Below are 17,616 nucleotides of genomic sequence, written 5' to 3' on the forward strand. Positions count from 1 at the left end.
GTAACCGAGCGCAGCGAGGAGACAATCGGATGAACCACTCGATGAACATTGTGGAACCCGCGGACGAAATCCAGATCCTCGGTCTGGAGTGCTACGGCCATCACGGAGTGTTCGACTTCGAGCGCCGTGAGGGGCAGAAGTTCATCATCGACCTGGTCATCGGCACCGACTCCCGCAAGGCCGCTGAAACGGACGACTTGCATGACACCGTCGATTACGGAAGTCTCGCAATGGCGGTCAAAACCAATGTTGAGCGCGACCCGGTGGACCTCATCGAAACGCTTGCCCAGCGGATCGCGGACATTTGCCTTGCAGACATCCGCGCACTTTGGGTACGTGTTACGGTTCACAAACCGGGGGCGCCTATCGAAGCGACGTTCAAAGACGTCACCCTGACGATCACCCGGAGGCAGAGCACGTGACAGAGGTACCCAACCCGTACATCATCGACGCCGACACGCTCACTGGGGAGATGCGGCCGATCCGGCGGGCGGTGCTGTCGTTGGGCTCCAATCTCGGGGACCGGTTGGCAAATCTGCAGGACGCGTTGAACACACTCGCCGAGACCCCGGATGTCTGGGTGACCACGATCTCGCCGGTCTACGAGACCGAGCCGGTCGACTCGCCCGAGGATTCCGAGCTCTACCTCAACGCGATCGTCCTTGCCGACACGACGCTCACCCCGACGCGACTGCTCGAGCGTGCGCTCACCATCGAGGATGCCTACGGACGCTCGCGCAGCGGCATCTTCAACGAGCCGCGCACGCTCGACATCGACGTCATCTCGGTCGGCGACAAGATCCTCGAGGAGGAGTCGCTGACGCTGCCGCACCCGCGTGCGCACCAGCGCGCCTTCGTGCTCAAGCCGTGGCTCGACCTGGAGCCGAGCGCCGATCTTCCCGGCGTGGGTCCGATCGCCGAGCTGCTGGAGCAGTCCGACCAGTCCGGCATCACCCGCCGCGACGACCTCACCCTCGAGCTCTGAGCCGGATCTGAGCACAGAACCCGAGGACCCCGACCAGGGTCCTGAGAAGGATCCCGCCGACGACGAGCGCCGGCTCCACCCGATGTCGGGCGGAGCAATCACGGCGTGGGCCGTCATCGGGATCGTCGGTGGCTGGCTGGCCCACCCCGTGCTGGAGTCCTGGCGCGGGGTGGCCCCGGTGGTCACCTGGGCGCAGCCGGTGGTGCTGCTGCTGATCGCGGCGGCACTGGGTGTGACCGCCTGGATCACCCACCGCCAGCTGCAGGTACGCGGCGAGCGCATCGAGGCTCATCAGGCGGTCAACCGGCTGGTGCTCGCCCGCGCCTGCACCCTGGTCGGCGCGCTCCTCGCCGGCGGCTATCTGGGTTACGCGGTGAGCTGGCTGGGCTATGACGCCAACACCGCGGCAGGGGAGCGGCTGGTCCGTTCGGCCCTCGCGGCCGTGGCCGGAACCGCGATCCTCATCGCCGCTCGACTCCTCGAACACGCGTGCCGGGTCCGCAAACGCGATGAAAACTAGCCGTACCGTGGAAGCATGCCTTCCCCATCCGCAACTCCAGTCACACGCAGGCGTCAGCGCAGCACACGCCTGACGGTTGCTGTAGGCCTGCTGGCGCTGGCCGCCATCACGATCACCGCCGCGGTGGCCTCCGGGTCCTGGCTGGTTGTCGTGCTCGCAGCCGTTCTCGGGCTCGCCTGTGGCGCTGCCGCAACCAAGATCACTCACTCCGAGCTTCTCCAGACCCGCCGCGACTGGGCGCGTGACCGGGCCGAGCAGGCCCAGGCCTACCGCGTCGAGTCCGAGAAGCGGGCCGAGGAGAACGCCGAGTTCCGCGAGCACATGGATGCCAAGCTCGCCGAACGCGTCCAGGCCGTCGAGGAGCTCGAGTCCGCTCTGGCCGCCGCTCACCAGCGTGCCGCCGAGGCCGTCCGCCGCCGTGGCGAGGAGGCCCGCCGGGCCGCCCAGGCCGAGATGCGCGGCGAGCAGCTCGAGGCGAGGCTCCAGGCTGTCGAAGCCGACGCCGCCGAGGCGGCCATCCGGGTCGCCGAGCTGGAGTCCGAGCTGGACGCCGTACGTGCCGAGCTCGAGGCCGAGCGTACGAGCTGGACCGGGGCTCAGTCCGCCTGACCAGCGGACGACGCACAGATGTATGGATGGTGACGGGGCGCCAACAGCGTCATGGCACTTTGCGTCGGCACGCGTGAAAACGCGCCGCAACGCTCAAATCGATACTCGGGTGGGTAACTGTCGGAGGTCTGGCTCGTTATGATTTTTCCGAACGGGTAACGCGCCTGCCGCGTCCCTGCGATCTGTGACGACGCTGCGACAAGGGTCGTTGGAAAGGGGAAGCCGGTGACGTTGATCGCCGAACGGGCAGTCACGATCACTGAAGGCTTCGCCTACCTACGCGACCTGATGACCACGTACGCCAGAAGGGCGCCGGTGAGGTCGGTCGCGGTGCTCGGGAATGCTCCGCTGGGGCCCAGCGACGATCGAGCGCAGGCCATCGACGACTCGGATCTGGTGATCCGGGTCAACAGCTTCGTGCTGGATGTCCCGGGTGAGCCCCGCGCCCAGGGATCACGGGCCGACGTGGTGATCTGGAACCGGATCACCCGCCCGACGCGGTTCACCTTCGACCGCTACCGCGAGCGCCTCTACCTCCTCGCCGAACCGATGCGCTTCCATGGCCGCCTCGAGGTGTGGCCGATGTCCTGGCCGCCCGACCTGGGCTTCGTACCCATCCCGAACGGGGAACTGCTCACCGGCACCGGGAACGACCTCGACATCCCCTGGCGCGCCGAGAAGCTGGCGCCGACGACGGGCTTCACCGCCGCGTGGCTGGCGGTCAACCTGTTCCCGGAGTCCGACATCCTGCTGTCCGGCTTCTCGTTCGTCGACAACCCCGGGCAGACGGAGTGGACCTATCAGGCCGGCGGATCCTCGCCCGTGGCGCCGGAGCATCGGATCGAGGCGGAGGCACGCGTCATGACCGACTGGCTCGAGGAGGAGCGCGTAACCCTATGGCGATGAACCGACTGCGCGGCAAGGTCATCAGAAAGGCCGGCTCCGCAGCCGACCTGGACGAGGCTCGAGCCACCATCGAGGAGCTGCGTGCCATCACGGACCGGCAGCGCGTCCGTATCGGCGACCTCGAGCGCGAGCTCGCTCGGGTCAGCCCGCAGGTCGCCGCCCTCGAGGCGCGTCTGGAGACCCTGCGTGACACCGTCGAGCGCGGCAACCTCGCAGCCGGAGCGCCGTCGGACGGCCACGTCGACGCCTCCTCGATCTGGGCCGAGATCCAGCGTCAGCAGGAGCAGGTGCGCGCTCGCATCACCGCGGCCACGCGTTTCGAGGAGCGGTTGCGAAGGCTCGAGGACGGAGCGACTTAAGGTGAGAATGTGCCGCATCCCGCTCTGAGCATCGTCATCCCGTTTCACAACGTGGAGCCCTTCCTGCAGACGTGCCTGGAGTCGCTTCGCGCCCAGACCTTCTCGGATTTCGAGGTGGTCATGGTCGACGACGCGTCCACCGACGGGTCCGCGAGCGTCGCCGACCGGTTCGCGTCGAGCGACTCGCGATTCCGGGTGGTCTCCTCGGAGAAGGTCGGTGTCGGGGTGGCCCGAAACATCGGGATCGAAGCGAGCAGGGGTGACCTGCTCGCGTTCGTCGACGCCGACGACTACGTCCCGGAGTACGCCTACCAGCTCATGACGGACACGTTGGCGCGCTCGGGCTCCGACTTCGTGGCCGGCAACGCCCGCCGTTTCGACTCGGTGTCGGTCTGGCAGTCGTGGTCCCACCGGCGCCCGTTCGTCACCACCCGCATCGCCACGCACTGCAGCCGGACCCACATCCTGGGCATCGATCGCTACATCTGGAACAAGGTCTACCGGCGCGACTTCTGGGACTCCGCCGGCCTCAGCTACCCGGACATGCTTTACGAGGACTACCCGGTCGCCCTTGCCGCGCACATCCGCGCCCGCCAGGTCGACGTTCTCGCCGAGCCGATCTACTACTGGCGGCACCGCGACGGTGGCGAGGCCTCGATCACGCAGAGCCACTGGAATCTCGACAACCTCAGCGACCGCGTACGTTCGGCCGAGATGCTGTTCGACATGGTCGAGGAGCAGGCTCCCTACCTGTCCGACCTGGTCAAGTCCCATCTCGCGGCGACGGACGTCCAGGTGCTCGCCCGGTCGATCGAGGACCATCCGGCCGAAGAGTCGGGACGCATCTTCGATCTGGCGGAGCGCTACCTGGCGCGCGTCGACGACGCGATCCTCAACCGTCAGGGACCGTTCGAGCGACTTGTGTTCGATCTGCTGAAGCGTCGTAAGCATGACGCGCTCACGACGCTGACCCGCTATCGGGCCGAATACGGGACCCAGGCGCCGCTGGCCCATCGAAGGGACGGCTGGTACGCCAAGCTCCCCTCCTTCGAGGACGCCGCGGTCGGCGTCCCCGACTCGGTGTTTCGCCTGGCCCCGGCGTACATGAAGGCCAAGGCAGTGGCGACAGAGGCCTGGTGGGACGGATCCCGGGTCGCGGTCCGGGTCAACATCGGCATCAACACCCTCGCGCTGGCGCCACGGACACGCTTCAAGGTGTGGCTGGAGAGCCCCGCCGGCGGCAGGGTTCCGGTGGATCATGTCGCTCGTCCGCGGGCGATCCCGTTCGGCCAGGTGGACAGGTCCACGCTCGAGCTGAGCATCGACCCGTCGCGACTGGCGGGCGATCGCCAATGGCGCCTCATGATCAGCATCCGCAACCGCGATGTGCGCGACGTGATCCAGGTGACGACGTCGGGAGACGGACGCGAGCGGTGGCAGGGCTGGCGCCGCATCGGAAACCGCTGGTGCCGCCCAGGACGCCTCCCCGGGGGCTTCGGGGTCACCGTCCGCGACCTTCCGGACGCCTGGGTGGATCACACCACCGACCTCGGCGACGAGATCGAGATCCGGGGCGCGTTCCGGGGCGCTCCTCCCGAGCATGCGGAGCTGACGCTCACCGACCGCAGCGGTTCGGTCGTGACTCACCCGTTGACGATCGGCGAGCGGGGCGAGCGAGGCATCACCCCGTGGCGGTTGACGGTGCCGGTCGAGGCTGTCCTCGAGAAGTCCGGCCTGGACATGCCCATGGAGGAGATCGTGCCGACCCGGGTGAAGCTGTCCCGGAAGGGACGTACGTCTCCGCTGCCGGTGCACCCGGACTTTCTCGGGTCTCGATCGCTGATGAAGGGGCGCGCGGTGAACGCCACCCGCGACCCGAACGGTTCCTTCGTCATCACCGCGACGCCCGACCGTCCCGTCGTTCACGACGCCTGGTGGCAGGGTGAGGACCTGATCCTGCGTGGTCCGGACGGTCCCCGGCTGGAGTCCACGGGAGCGGTGCTCCGGACCTGGCCGACCCCGGAGAAGCCCCTCGACGTCTCCCTGGACGTGGCCGACCGTGACGGGGTCTTCCTGATCACCGTGCCTGTGGGTGCGCTGCGCAGCACCGCGATCGAGCACGATGCCTGTGAGACGTCGCAGTGGTCGTTGCTGGACGGCCGCGAGCACAAGCCGATCGTCGTGGCTCGCGAGCTCTCTGAACGGGTGCCTCAGCCGACCGCTGCCGAGGCGGCGAAGCTCGAGTTCGGCTGGTCTGACGAGATCCACCTGCGGCTCGCGCCGGCCACGCCCACCGACGCGTGACCGGCTGAAGCTCGCTAGCGCCTGGCCACGCGTCGGAGCGCGCGGAGAACCCTTCTGAGCAGGCGGGCCGCGCGCCGGGCCCCGGGTACGCGTCCGAAGCCGGAACGCGCCCGCCCGGGGACGGATGACGCCCGTTTGGCGACTCGGTTGACGGTCGGGGCCTGCCGAGCGCTCAGCTGGTCCTCCAGCTCCTTGATGCGATCGTTCAGTGCCGCAACGTCGCGTCGGGCCGCCGTGCGTACCTCGTGGGTCATCGTCTGACGCTGACGCATCTGCTGCTTGAACCAGGTCACCTGGCCGCGCAGCGCCTCGTTCTCGTCCATCAGCTTCCGGAGCTCGCTCGGATCGGCCTCCTGCGGCGCCTGCCGTCCTGCGACCACGGGTGTCATGCCGGTCGAGGAGAGCGCGGACTCGCGCCGTCGGCGTACCTGGAATACGTCCGCGGGAGTGACCGCGACGTCGATGGTCGCCGCGAGCAGGACGGTGAGCTCGTCCCTGCCCCGACCGGCGGGCCAGGGGTGGCGCCACCCCGCCGCGCAGAGGTACGCGGCGAGCTCGTCCAGCAGCCCGAGGAGGATCTCGTCCGCGGACTCGCCGAGCTTCACTGTCGACTCGTGGACAGGGACGACCAGGCCGGCGTCGAGGCCGATCTCGTCGACCTGGAGACCGCACCACCGTTCAGGAGCGTCAGCGATCGCGTCGCGCAGCCGGCGTACGTGGTGGCGAAGGCCCGAGGCGTCGCGGCGTGCCGAGTCGTGCATGGCTTCGATCAGCCAGGACCGCTCGGCAGCGGTCCAGGACGTCTCGTCACCGGTCCGATCGACACCGACGACCGACGAGATCGGGTCCGCGCTTCGCGCGGTTGCTCCCTCGCTCGGCGCGAGCGGACGAGCAAGCTCGCCGCTCGACCTCGCTCCGGTCGCCTCGAGGCCTCGGGTGACCAGCCAACCGCCGGCGGCTCCCGCGGCTCCCAACGTGTCCAGCGCCTGGCCCAGCGCAGGCTGGACCTCGCGCAGCGTGGGGGTGTCGGTGGGGCGACCGTGAGCGACCGCGAGCGCCACCGAGCAGGCTTCGGGAGCTGCGGCCAGGGTCGGAGAGCCGACGTCGGGCCACAGCGTGTAGCCGCGACCGCCGAACCGTGCGCTCGCCTCCGCGAGGCTTCGCGGGTTCGCACGATCATGGACGGGGAACGACCAGTCAGCGTTCTCGTTGGATGCTTCCGGGTTGACGGCCCTGAGCTGTGCGAGCGGGGATCCCGGGTTGGGAACGACCAGCGCGAGCCGAGTGTCGCCGCTCGCGAGGCCGGCGAGGTGCTCGGCGATCGCGTGCCAGTCCGCCGGGTCCGCGTCGATCGATGCGACCCGTCCGAACCCGTCCAGCGCGAGCACGGCGTCGGCCGGCCGATCGGGGGTCCAGGCACGCAGATCGCCGCAGACGACGTCGACAGCCCTGTGGGCGTACCGCTCGGAGACGAGCTCGGCGTCGGAGTGGGTGCGGAGGACGATGGTCGTCGTCGCGGCGCGGTCGACGACCGCATCGAGCAGGTCGAGGTCGTGCGGACCGACGACGATCAGGTGGGAGGCACCGGTTGCCGCCGCAACGGCGAATCGGGTCAGGACCTGGCCGCCAGGGAGCGCCCGGCCGTCGGCCATGTCGGACCAGTCGTACATGTCGCCCGGGACGACGCTGTAGGCGGCGACCTTCGAAGGCGTGTCGGTGTCGTTCATGCGGTGATCTCCCATCCGAAGAGCGCGCGCAGCTCAGCAGGCGACGCCATGGCATCCAGCCCGAGCTCGCGCACGGTCGTGGCGCGTACTTCCTCTGCGTCGGTCTCCACCCCGTGGAACTCGGGGAACAACCGTTTGGCCTGCTCGTTCCCGTCCCTCACGCTGGCGTCCCTGACGTCGGCGAAGGTCATCGGGTCGCCGTAGACCGCGACCTCGGAGCCGACCGAGGCGCCGTAGAAGATCGCCGTGGTCAGCCGGTTCGAGGCGACCCGACGGTGGCGGATCTGCTCCGCGTACTGCTTGTGGAGGAAGCGGATGTCGGTGCCCTGGCGCAAGGTGCCTCGCTTGCCGTGGCAGATGACCCGGAAGCCGGCGTCCTCATAGCGGCGACGGACCTCCGGCATGTCGTACTCGATCCAGTAGAGGCAGACGGTCACCGGACCCTCCTCGGTGTCCCGGATCTCCGCGATCAGCCGGTCGTGATCGCCACTGACCTCGCCGTGGTCCCAGGTGTGGAACGGGTAGAAGATCGTTCCCTCGCGCTCATCAGCCGGGGGTACGGGCTCGACGTCCTTCTTGAGCTCGAGCAGGTAGTTCCACGGAGCGCCGATCACGGCATAGTCGCGCCAGCCGACCGCCTGGCCGCGGCGCAGGTTCGCGTGGGACCAGACGAACTTGGGGAAGCCGTACGGCGGCTCGTGGCCCGGGCCGAAACCGTGAAGAAGGTTCCAGCCGTGCTGGAGCACGCCCCAGATCGGGCGCGGCTGCTCGAACGGGAGTCCGCAATACTCCGAGAGGATGTGGGCGTGTCCGTACCAGTGATTGCTCGTGTCCAAGTCTTTAGTCTCCACGGTCTGGTGAACGGCGACCGTCCCGCCATTGAAGTGTAAGCATTTTTAGCTGGTCTTGACCGCGGCGACCAGCACCGAGGACCCGAACGGCAGATCGAGTCGGGTCAGCAGCCGCTCGTCGATGCGGGTGGCGCCGAGCAGTATCTTCTCGATCGCAGGCGAGACCTCGGGGAGCGGTGCGACGCCGCCGTCGGGAAGCTGCTGCGCACGCGCCGGACCGCGCTCCTTGACCCGGGTGACCAGGCGCTGAGCGGCGAACATCGGAAACGTCCCCGTGAAGCCGTACGTCGCTCGCACGGGCGAGAGCCCGGCTGCCCTGATCGACTCCACCGCCCGCCGAAGGGTGTAGCGCCGGTAGTGGTGGTTGTGGTCGTCGTGGCGGGTCCAGGCCCAGTTGTACGCCGGAACCGACATGAGGAAGCGGCCGCCGGGGGCGAGGACGCGCTCGATCTCGGCGAGGGCAGCGGCCTCGGGCTCGCAGTGCTCGATGACGTCGAAGGCCGCGACAACGTCGAAGGAGCCGTCGGCGAACGGAAGCCTGATCGCGGAGCCGCACACGCCGCCGTCGGCGAGGCCACGCGGGTCGACGTCCAGCGAGACGTGATGCTCGGCGGTGCCCTCGAGCCAGGTGACGCTGGGGCCGTCGGCGCTGCCGACGTCGAGGAGGCGGCGTGGCGTCCCGACGTACGGCTTCATGACGGTCTCGAGGATCCGGGTGCGCGCTCGGTACCACCAGTAGTCGCTCTGGGCGATCGAGGGAGAGCCGCCCGTCGTGGTGCCCAGCAGCATGCCCGTTTCGGTCATCGGATGGAGATCTCGCTCACGTGCGTCGGAAGTGCGGAGGTACCAGCAGCGTAGGCCAGTGCGATCTCATCGGCGATGCGACGCACGCCAACGGAGAAAGGCGTTTGTGTCCGTTTGTCGAGCTCCGGCCAGACGACGCTGCGGACCCGCAGGTCGCGTGCCTGGCCGGGCGTGCCGGCTCCCGGGATGCGCAGCCTGGTCCGCCGCCTGAAGACGCGGTTGGTCTCTCCGATGACGGCCGAGAGGGTCGCCCCGGTGCCGGTGGCCAGGATCTTGACGACGGCGTTCGATCCGGCACCGCGGACGTGCTCGTGGAGCCCGTCGAGGGCGTCGACGACCATCTCGGCGCAGTCGCCGACGTAGAGATAGTCCCGGATGGTGTCGAAGGAGACCCAGACCGGCAGCGGCGTGCCGCGCAGCTGGGCCAGACACAGCTGAGAGACGAGGCCCTGGGGCTTGGAGAGCTTCTGGCCGGGCCCGTAGAGATTGGTGATGCGGCCGATGAGCGCCACGGATCCGGTCTCGGAGCAGAATGCGGTGACCGCTTCCTCCATGGCCAGCTTGGCCCTGCCGTACGCCACCAGCGGACGAGGCTCGGAGCGCTCGGTGAACGGGGGATCGGCCGAACCGGCGTAGACGCCACCGACGGAGGATGCGAAGAAGAACGCGAGCCGGGTGGTGGGCCGCAGTGCTGCACGCAGCTCATCGAGTACGTCGCGGAAGAGCGACACCTCGGTCTCGAGCTCGTCTGCCGGGGTGGAGACCACGCCCGCGCCGGCGCACCAGGCGATGTTGACGCGGCCGTCCGGCGACGAGTCGACGAAGGAGGTGAGCTCGGACCTCAGGACGGAGCGGGCGGCGACCGGGTCGTGCCAGGGCACGCTCACTCTCCGCACTGAGGCCCCGGAGCGCTCGAACGCGCTGCTCACATGGCGGCCGAGCAGACCGCCACTACCGACGACGAAGGTGGGCGGTCGGGATGGGCGCTGCGCGCCGGTCACTCGGGATGACCCGGCGGGGGTGCCTCGCGAAGCGGGCCGTTCGCGGGGTCGCTGACGATGACGTAGAGCGGCTTGCCCATGGCCATGTTGACGGAGACGCCGAGGTATTCGGCGATCACTCCGAGGGTGAGCATGATGGAGCCGGAGCAGACCAGCACGGCCGCCATCAACGAGGTCCAGCCCTGGACCGGGACCCCGCCGGCGAGACGGGCGACGACCAGCACGACCGCGAGGACTATGCCGGAAGCGGCGAGCAGGGCTCCGCAGATGCTGACCGCACGCAGCAGGCGGGTGCCGCCGGTGAGCACCATGCGCCAGAAGTGCGACATCAAGGAGCGGTAGTTGTAGCCGGAGGGCCGCTCCCCCTCCTCACGCAGCTCCACCGGGCACGTCGCCACATCCGAGATCACCCAGCTCAGCGCGACGTCGAGGTAGACGCCGTTGGCGGCGTAGGCGGACACGCTCCGGCCGTACTCACCCAGGATCAGGCGGAAGCTGTTGAACTGCCGGGCGCTGCCACCGGGCATGAGGCGGTCGATGACGACCTTCGAACCGCGCGACGTCAGGTTGCGCAGCGGACCGTGCGGCGCCGCGTTGGTGGGGCGGGCGTAGACGAGGGCGGCCCGCTCCCTGAGTGCGGTGTCGAGCATCGGCAGGATGTACGCCGGGTCGTGCTGGCCGTCCTCGTCCATCGTGACGATCCAGTCCGACCCCGACGAGGCCAGGCCGGCAAGGGTCGCGGCGTGCTGGCCGAAGTTGCGGCTCAGCCAGATCGGGCGAACGATGTCGTACTTCTCGGCGAGTTGTCGCATGGCGACATCAGAGGTGTCCGGGCCGTGGTCGTGGACCAGAAGGATCTCGGTGACACGTCCCTGGTGCCCGTTCGGGGTGGCGAACGGTTCGGCGAGGTCGACGACCTCGCTCACCACGTCCGGAAGCGTCTCGGCACCGCGGTAGACCGGGATGACGACGGAGACGGTGTGGGTGGGGGACATTGCTAGGAAAATAGCGCATTCGGAGGGGCTTCGGAGTACTCCGTGTAGGCGTTTTGTTGGCATGATCTCCCGGGTGACTGCAGACCCGGCAACCGTGGGCGTCGCACCCGACGCGAAGCCTTCCTCGGACCGCATGGGTTCGGGAAGGTCGTGGTCCGGACCTCTACCGGGTGTGCTGGTTGTCGTCACGACGCTCGTTCTCGCGATGCGCGTCGCCGGAGTCGGCCTCGGCGACGCGCTGCTCTTCACCGGGTACGTCCTGGCGTTCCTCACCTTTCCGGGCACCGTGGTGTGGCGAGCGGTCGCCAAGCCGGGACCGAGTCTCGGCAACGACCTGATCCTCGGCACCATCCTCGGGCTCGTCCTCGAGGCCCCGCTCTACGTGCTGCTGCGGCTGTTCGATCTCACCGAGCTGATCTACGGCTATCCGGTCGCTGTGCTCGCCGTCGCGCTGGTCGTCATCTGGCGCCGACGACGGGTCGGTCCGGTGGTGATCGGTCGAGCGAGCCTGTGGTCGTGGGCAGGTGCGGCGGTGGCGCTCGTACAGATTCTTCTGGTCACGAACCAGATGTGGTCATACCGACCGATCGACGCCTTGCGGGCGCCGTACGTCGACGAGCCCTTCCACCTCGCGATCGCCGGCGATCTGCTGCACCACTTTCCCGCCCAGATGCCCTGGGTGGACGGCACCCCGCTCTTCTACCACTGGCTGGTCTACGCCCACCTGGCGTCGGCAGCGACGGTCACTCACATCGAGCTCATCGTGCTGATGCGCAGCCTGTCGATCGCGCTGCTCGTCCTGCTCGCGGTCGGCGGGGCGTACGCGGCGACCACACGTCTCACCGGACGGAAGTGGCCAGGGTTCGTCGCCGCTCTCGTCTTCGCCATGGGTGCCACTCCGGACTTCTTCGGCTGGACGAGCCTGGTCAGCCCTGCGCAGCTGGCCTTCGACTCCGTCACCCGTGCGTTCTACAGCCCGACGCACGCTTTCGTGATGCCGCTCCAGATGGTCCTGATGGTGCTGGTCGTCGAGATGATCCGGCGGGAGCGGTGGCAGTGGCGACCGTGGTTGCTGACAGTGGTCGTCATGGTCGCCGTGGCCGGTGCGAAGTCTTCCGCCCTGCCGACGATCATCGCCGGCCTGTTCCTCGCGCTCGTGGTCGCGGCCGTGCTGCGCCGCAAGCGGATGGCCGGCATCCTCGGCGCCCTGCTCGGTTCGGCTGTCGCGGTCTTTCTGGTCGCGCAGCAGCTGTTCTACGGCGGTGGCACCCGGGCGACTGGGATCGACCTCAACGGGAGCACGGTCCAACGGCTCGGGATCCTGATGCTGCCGGAGGGGGAGACCCTTCCCGGTTCCGCGCCGTTGTCGATCTGGGTCACCTTCACGGTTGGGTTCGTCCTCGTCGCCGTGCCGGTGATCATCGGCTTGGTGCGTGGCGGCTGGCGACGACCCGAGCTGCTGTTCTTGGCGGGCACCGGGGCTGCCGGTGCCGGCGCGATGATGGTCCTGAGCCATCCGGCCCTGAGCCAGGCGTACTTCCTCCTGGGCGCCAGCGGGTTCATCGCCGTCGTCATGGCTGTCTCGCTGTCGGACCTCATCCCCGTCGACCTGTCGTGGCGCGACGGCCTCCGGATCGCCGGCTGCGCCGCTCTCGGCTGCCTCGCCCTCGTGGCCGTGAGGTTGTTGGTGGGCGACGACATGCCGGAAGACGGCTCGGCGTTCACGCCGACGTTGCTGACCCAGCTCGTCATCGGGCTGCTGGTGCTCGCTGTCGCACTCGCCGTCGTGCTCGTGTACGCCAAGCGCTCGACGATCGCGGCGCTTCCGGCTGTCGTGGCGCTGATGCTGGGGGTCGTGCTCGCCGGGGCGCCGCAGACCATCGCTCTGGCGACGGTCGGCCCCGCGCTTCCCCGGGCTCCTGACACAGACATCATCGGCCCAGGTGGGGTCGCCGCCGCACGGTTCGTCCGCGAGCACTCACAGACCGATGATCGGATCGCGACCAACGCCCATTGCATCGGGCTGCCCGTGCCCGACTGCGATCGGCGGAACTTCTGGATCGCGGCGTACGCCGAGCGCCGGGTCCTGGTCGAAGGATGGGCCTACATCGACCCGCTCGTGGTCGGGCTGCCGTCCACGGATCTCAACAACTCGGCCTACCTGCCCTTCTGGGATCCAGAGCTGCTCGAGGCCAACGATGCGGCGATCACGCGCCCGTCTCCGGCGACGATCGCCACGCTGCGCGACGAGCACGGAGTCGACTGGCTCGTCGTCGACCGTCGCTATCGCGCCGACCTCCGCGGCCTGCGCCGCGAGCTCGGCCAGCCGCGCTTCAAGCAGGGGATGTACTCCGTGTTCGACCTGCGCTGACCCCGCCGACCGATCACGCTCCGGTCAACGGCGCAGGAGACGACGGAGCCGGCCCCGCTGTGAGGCCTCCGCTTCCCTTCGACGGGCGCGGGCGTCCTCGACCTCTTGCTGGATCTCCTCCGGAATCGTGTGCAGGCCCTGCATGACCAGCTTCACGACCGCCATCACCTCGTCGCCGGGGATCGTGGCGTAGTCGCCGATGTTGTATTCGGGGAAGCTGCTCTGCTCGATCATGTCGGTGAACGAGAAGCCGCCGAGCTTGCCGATGAGGAGGTTGTCGTCGCGATAGTCGTCGAGCAGCTCCTGGCGGAACTCGGAGGTCATGTAGACCGCGCTGGAGTCGTTCCAGCCGAGCTGGGTGGCCTTGGTGACGAGCTCGCCGCGGAGGATCTGGATCCACTTCAGCCGAGTGGCCTTCCAGGAGTCGACGCCTCGGAGCCGACCACGCATCGGTGCGGCGGCCACGATCGGAGCCAGGTGTCGCGCGGTCTCGACGGTCCGCCAGCCGGATCCGACGTTGCTCGATGCCGCCCCCTCGCCCTGGATCGGGAGCTCGCACGTGCTGAGGAAGTCCGCGACGGCGTTCCCGTGGCGCAGCTCCTTGCGGATGAAGGGGCGAAGCCGCAGGTCGACGTCGGGGATGGCAGTGGTGATCGTGTCTGCGAACTCTCCGTAGCGCAGGAAGCTCATGTCGAGCGGTGACCACTCGCGGAACTCCTCGAAGGGGAGATCGACAAGCTCGGCGTGCTCGGGCCGCATCACCATCAGCCGCTCGACGTAGAAGGCGTTGTAGAACGTGGCTTGATCGCGAACGTAATGGACCCAGCGGACCTTCGCGCCTGCCTGGCGCGCGTAGTCGCCGATCGCGCTGATGTGCTCGGGCTTGAGCAACGAGAACGACTCGCACGAGATCACCGTGGTCTCGGCGCTGCCCGAGGCGATCGACTCGACGAGCTGCTCCCAGGTGCCGAGGGCGGGCGTGAAGAGCACCTCGCCGAGGAGCTGGGAGTAGAGGTTCTGGTGCTGGACGCTGTGCGTGCCTCGGCCGATCGTCGGGTAGGCGACCTCGGGAGGGAGGTTTCCCTCGCGGCTTGCGCGGGCAAGGAAGGTCTGGATCGCCGTGCTCCCGGTCTTGAAAGTGCCGGAATGGACGATCAGAGTCTTCTGCATGCAACGCTCCAAGTGTCGCTGCTGGGATGGGGTGCGGCGCGACGTCCCGCGTGGCACGGATCTTACCCGCCGGGGCTTATTGGCCGAGCTTCTTCTGCTCGATCTGAGCGTTGATCTCGACCAGCTCGGGGTGGGTCTCCAGGAGTGACACGAGGCCACTGGTGTCGAGACGGTGGGCGTCGTGGTCCTCGATGAGGATCTGCAGGAGCCGCATGTCCTCCGGGGTGTCGAGCGTGATCCGGTACGCCGATGCGTCCCGCTCCCACGGCAGATTGAGCTTGGGTCGGGTCTCGTCGGTGTAGAGCCACGGGGTGACGTGCTCGCGGTGGGGCGCCTCGGTGGCGAGCCGGTCGGCCTCCAGCAGCGCCGCCGCGGAGAAGACCTCGAAGTCGAGCCCTCGCGGGTAGGTGCGCTCCAGGGCGTTGCTGGCATAGAGCGCCGGATCACCGGCGGCTGCCCAGGCGTCGATGCCGCGGCGTACGACCTCCCCGTCGATCAGGGGGCAGTCGCTGGTCACCCGGACGACGACGTCGGGCTCGAACTCCCGCACCGCCAGCGCGAAGCGCGACAGTACGTCGGGCTCGCTGCCACGGACCACCCCGGCGCCGAGCTTGTCGGCCAGGACGGCGACCGGATCGTCGTCGACGTTGGTGGTCGTCGCCACGATCACCGGGAGCCCGGCAGCGGTGAGTCGGGAGAGGTGGTGCTCGAGCATGGTTATGCCCGCCGCCTCCCGAAGCACCTTGCCGGGGAGGCGGGTGCTGGTCATGCGCGCCTGGGTGATGACCGCGGTCTTCACAGGGTTCCGATCAGCGTCTCGACGACCTGGTCGACCTGGTCGTCGGTCAGGTCGGGGTACAGCGGCAGGGAGAGCTCCTCGGCGTAGAACGCCTCTGCGTTCGGGCACATCCCGCGCTGGTAGCCCAGGTCCGCGTAGACCGGGTGCCAGTAGACCGGGATGTAGTTGACCTGTACGCCGATGCCGGCCGCCCGCATCTTCTCGAACACCTCGCGCCGACGGTCCTCGAGGATGCGCACCGGATAGAGGTGCCACGCCGGGTCGACGCCCTCGCGCTGGACCGGCAGCCGCAGCCCGTCGACGCCGGCGAGCGCGGCGTTGTAGCGGGCGGTGATCTCCGCGCGCCGCTGCTTGAACCCGGCCAGCCGGGCGAGCTGGGAGAGCCCGAAGGCGCACTGCAGGTCGGTGAGCCGGTAGTTGAGCCCGAACTCATGGACCTCCTGGTGCCACGGCCCCTCGTCCTTGATCCGGAACCGGTCGGCGTCACGCATCAGCCCCACGAAGTGGAACTCGTGGGCCCGCTGCGCGATGGCGGCGTCCTTGGCGACGACAGCGCCGCCCTCGGCGGTGGTGAGGTTCTTGGTCGGGAAGAACGAGAGCGTGGTCAGGTCGGCGAGGTCTCCGACCGGGCGCCCGCCGGAGAAACCACCGATCGAATGGGCGGCGTCCCCGAGGGTGAGCGCGCCGACCCGGTCGGCGATGGACTGCAGCGCGGCGTAGTCGGCCGGATGGCCCGCGTAGTCGACGGCGGCGATCACCTTGGTGCGGTCGGTGACGAGGGCGTCGACGGCGGCCGGGTCGAGGAGCGCGGTGTCCTCCTCGACGTCGGCGAAGACGACCTTCGCGCCGAGCAGCGATGCTCCAGACGCGGTCGCGACGAACGTCATCGGCGTGGTGATGACCTCGTCGCCGGCACCCACACCGGCGGCGGCGTAGGCGATGTGGAGGGCAGCGGTGCCGGAGGTGCACGAGACCGCCCGGTGCCCGCCGACCAGGTCGGAGAGCGCCTGCTCGAACGCGGCGACGGTCGGCCCGGTGGTGAGCCAGTCGCCTCGCAGGATCGCCGTGACTGCCTCGATGTCCTGCTCGGAGACCGACTGGCGGCCGTAGGGCAGCATGCTCAGATCCCCGACTCCAGAACCTTGCGGAGGTCCTCGGCGTCGTACCAGATGTCGTTCTTGTCCGAGGCGCAGTGGAAGCCGTCGGGGACCGGCACGGCGTCCATGATCGGCTTGTAGCCCCACTGCGGGTTCTCGGGCTCGATCACGTAGTACTTCCCGTCGCGGATGCTCACCGCGCGGCGGCCCTCCTCCGGGCTGATCATCTCTTCGTGGAGCTTCTCGCCGGGGCGGAGCCCGATGTCGACGAACTTCGCCCCCGGTGCGACCGCCTCCGCCAGATCGACGACCTTGTGGGAGGGGATGTGCGGGACGAGCAGCTCGCCGCCCTGCATGATCTCGAAGGTGTCGAGCACCATCTGCACCGCCTGCGGCAGCGTGATCAGGAACCGGGTGCAGCGCATGTCGGTGATACCGAGCGCCTCGCCGCGCTCGGCCATCGCCTTCCACTTCGGGATGATCGAACCGCGCGAGCCGGTCACGTTGCCGTAGCGCACCACGGAGAACCGGGTCTCGTAGGAGGAGGCGTAGTTGTTGCCGAGGATGAAGATCTTGTCGGCCGTCAGCTTGGTCGCGCCGTAGAGGTTGATCGGCGAGGAGGCCTTGTCCGTCGAGAGGGCGACGACCTTCTTGACGCCGGCGTCGATGGAGGCCTCGACGACGTTCTGCGAACCCAGGACGTTGGTCTTGATGAACTCGAAGGGGTTGTACTCCCCGGTGTCGACCTGCTTGAGCGCGGCGGCGTGGACGACGTAGTCGACGCCGTGGAGGGCCCGGTGGAGCCGGTCGCGATCGCGGATGTCGCCGATGAACCAGCGGAGCCGTGGGTCGTTGCCGAACAGCTGGCGGCACTCGTACTGCTTCAGCTCGTCGCGCGAGAAGACGATCACGCGCCTCGGGTTGAGGTTGTCCAGTACGTGGCGGATGAACGCCTTGCCGAACGACCCCGTCCCACCGGTGACCAGGATGCTGGCGCCATCAAGAGGATGATCGATCGGGGCGGCGGACTCACGAACGTCCGAATTGGGCACGGTCACAGGGATGCTCTCTACTCTGGGCCTCACTGGTGCGCCAACGACACGGCGCTCAAAAGGTGA

17 protein-coding genes are annotated in these 17,616 nt (G+C 68.6%); 8 read left to right on the top strand and 9 right to left on the bottom strand.

The window, feature by feature from the left end; all coding sequences use genetic code 11:
• Positions 1-29 precede the first annotated feature (29 nt).
• The 7 genes from folB to OH802_RS06035 all read left to right on the top strand — a co-directional run bounded on the left by folB (position 30) and on the right by OH802_RS06035 (position 5,683).
• Positions 30-422: a dihydroneopterin aldolase gene (folB, locus tag OH802_RS06005; RefSeq protein ID WP_406026048.1), complete on the top strand. Its 393-nt coding sequence runs from the start codon at positions 30-32 to the stop codon at positions 420-422.
• Positions 419-985, top strand: a complete 567-nt coding sequence (gene folK / locus OH802_RS06010) for a 2-amino-4-hydroxy-6-hydroxymethyldihydropteridine diphosphokinase (RefSeq protein WP_378817758.1) — start codon at positions 419-421, stop codon at positions 983-985. Before folB ends, folK begins: the two co-directional genes overlap by 4 nt.
• An 82-nt stretch (positions 986-1,067) precedes the next feature.
• A complete protein-coding gene (locus OH802_RS06015) occupies positions 1,068-1,505 on the top strand; it encodes a DUF3180 domain-containing protein (protein ID WP_355223826.1) in 438 nt (145 codons plus the stop codon).
• 15 nt (positions 1,506-1,520) lie between these two features.
• Positions 1,521-2,114 carry a hypothetical protein gene (locus tag OH802_RS06020; RefSeq protein ID WP_357354552.1) on the top strand — a complete coding sequence of 198 codons (594 nt, stop codon included), beginning with the start codon at positions 1,521-1,523 and terminating at the stop codon, positions 2,112-2,114.
• Between the two features lie 225 nt (positions 2,115-2,339).
• Complete coding sequence (locus OH802_RS06025) at positions 2,340-3,020, top strand: hypothetical protein (RefSeq protein ID WP_406026051.1); 681 nt, start codon at positions 2,340-2,342, stop codon at positions 3,018-3,020.
• Positions 3,011-3,379, top strand: a complete 369-nt coding sequence (locus tag OH802_RS06030; RefSeq protein ID WP_406026053.1) for a hypothetical protein — start codon at positions 3,011-3,013, stop codon at positions 3,377-3,379. The genes OH802_RS06025 and OH802_RS06030 overlap by 10 nt, the downstream gene beginning before the upstream one ends.
• A gap of 9 nt (positions 3,380-3,388) precedes the next feature.
• Positions 3,389-5,683, top strand: a complete 2,295-nt coding sequence (locus OH802_RS06035; protein ID WP_406026055.1) for a glycosyltransferase — start codon at positions 3,389-3,391, stop codon at positions 5,681-5,683.
• A gap of 14 nt (positions 5,684-5,697) precedes the next feature.
• Here OH802_RS06035 and OH802_RS06040 read toward each other — a convergent pair whose 3' ends face one another.
• Genes OH802_RS06040 through OH802_RS06060 form a run of 5 tightly spaced genes read right to left on the bottom strand, consistent with a single transcriptional unit; the run spans position 5,698 to position 11,061 of the window.
• Complete coding sequence (locus OH802_RS06040; RefSeq protein ID WP_406026057.1) at positions 5,698-7,410, bottom strand: hypothetical protein; 1,713 nt, start codon at positions 7,408-7,410, stop codon at positions 5,698-5,700.
• The gene (locus OH802_RS06045; RefSeq protein WP_406026060.1) at positions 7,407-8,246 is read right to left on the bottom strand and encodes a hypothetical protein; all 840 of its coding nucleotides are present in this window, start codon (positions 8,244-8,246) and stop codon (positions 7,407-7,409) included. Before OH802_RS06045 ends, OH802_RS06040 begins: the two co-directional genes overlap by 4 nt.
• 60 nt (positions 8,247-8,306) lie before the next feature.
• The gene (locus tag OH802_RS06050) at positions 8,307-9,065 is read right to left on the bottom strand and encodes a class I SAM-dependent methyltransferase (protein WP_406026062.1); all 759 of its coding nucleotides are present in this window, start codon (positions 9,063-9,065) and stop codon (positions 8,307-8,309) included.
• Positions 9,062-10,066, bottom strand: coding sequence for an NAD-dependent epimerase/dehydratase family protein (locus OH802_RS06055; protein ID WP_406026064.1), 1,005 nt, complete (start codon positions 10,064-10,066; stop codon positions 9,062-9,064). The genes OH802_RS06050 and OH802_RS06055 overlap by 4 nt, the downstream gene beginning before the upstream one ends.
• Positions 10,063-11,061 (bottom strand): glycosyltransferase, encoded by a 999-nt coding sequence (locus OH802_RS06060; RefSeq protein ID WP_406026066.1) that lies wholly within the window; start codon positions 11,059-11,061, stop codon positions 10,063-10,065. Before OH802_RS06060 ends, OH802_RS06055 begins: the two co-directional genes overlap by 4 nt.
• A gap of 172 nt (positions 11,062-11,233) precedes the next feature.
• Between OH802_RS06060 and OH802_RS06065 the strand changes: the two genes are divergently transcribed.
• Complete coding sequence (locus OH802_RS06065) at positions 11,234-13,432, top strand: hypothetical protein (RefSeq protein ID WP_406026068.1); 2,199 nt, start codon at positions 11,234-11,236, stop codon at positions 13,430-13,432.
• A 24-nt stretch (positions 13,433-13,456) separates the two neighbouring features.
• Here the strand turns inward: OH802_RS06065 and OH802_RS06070 are convergent, their stop codons facing one another.
• From OH802_RS06070 to pseB, 4 genes are all read right to left on the bottom strand, one after another.
• A complete protein-coding gene (locus tag OH802_RS06070) occupies positions 13,457-14,602 on the bottom strand; it encodes a hypothetical protein (RefSeq protein ID WP_406026070.1) in 1,146 nt (381 codons plus the stop codon).
• Positions 14,603-14,678: 76 nt separating this feature from the next.
• Positions 14,679-15,371, bottom strand: a complete 693-nt coding sequence (locus tag OH802_RS06075) for a cytidylyltransferase domain-containing protein (protein ID WP_406026072.1) — start codon at positions 15,369-15,371, stop codon at positions 14,679-14,681.
• 26 nt (positions 15,372-15,397) lie between these two features.
• On the bottom strand, positions 15,398-16,519 hold the full coding sequence (locus OH802_RS06080; RefSeq protein ID WP_406026074.1) for a DegT/DnrJ/EryC1/StrS family aminotransferase: 1,122 nt from the start codon (positions 16,517-16,519) through the stop codon (positions 15,398-15,400).
• Positions 16,520-16,521: 2 nt separating this feature from the next.
• Positions 16,522-17,556: a UDP-N-acetylglucosamine 4,6-dehydratase (inverting) gene (gene pseB / locus OH802_RS06085; protein WP_406026076.1), complete on the bottom strand. Its 1,035-nt coding sequence runs from the start codon at positions 17,554-17,556 to the stop codon at positions 16,522-16,524.
• Positions 17,557-17,616 lie beyond the last annotated feature (60 nt).

This window comes from Nocardioides sp. NBC_00850 (assembly GCF_045207335.1).
GTDB lineage: Bacteria > Actinomycetota > Actinomycetes > Propionibacteriales > Nocardioidaceae > Nocardioides.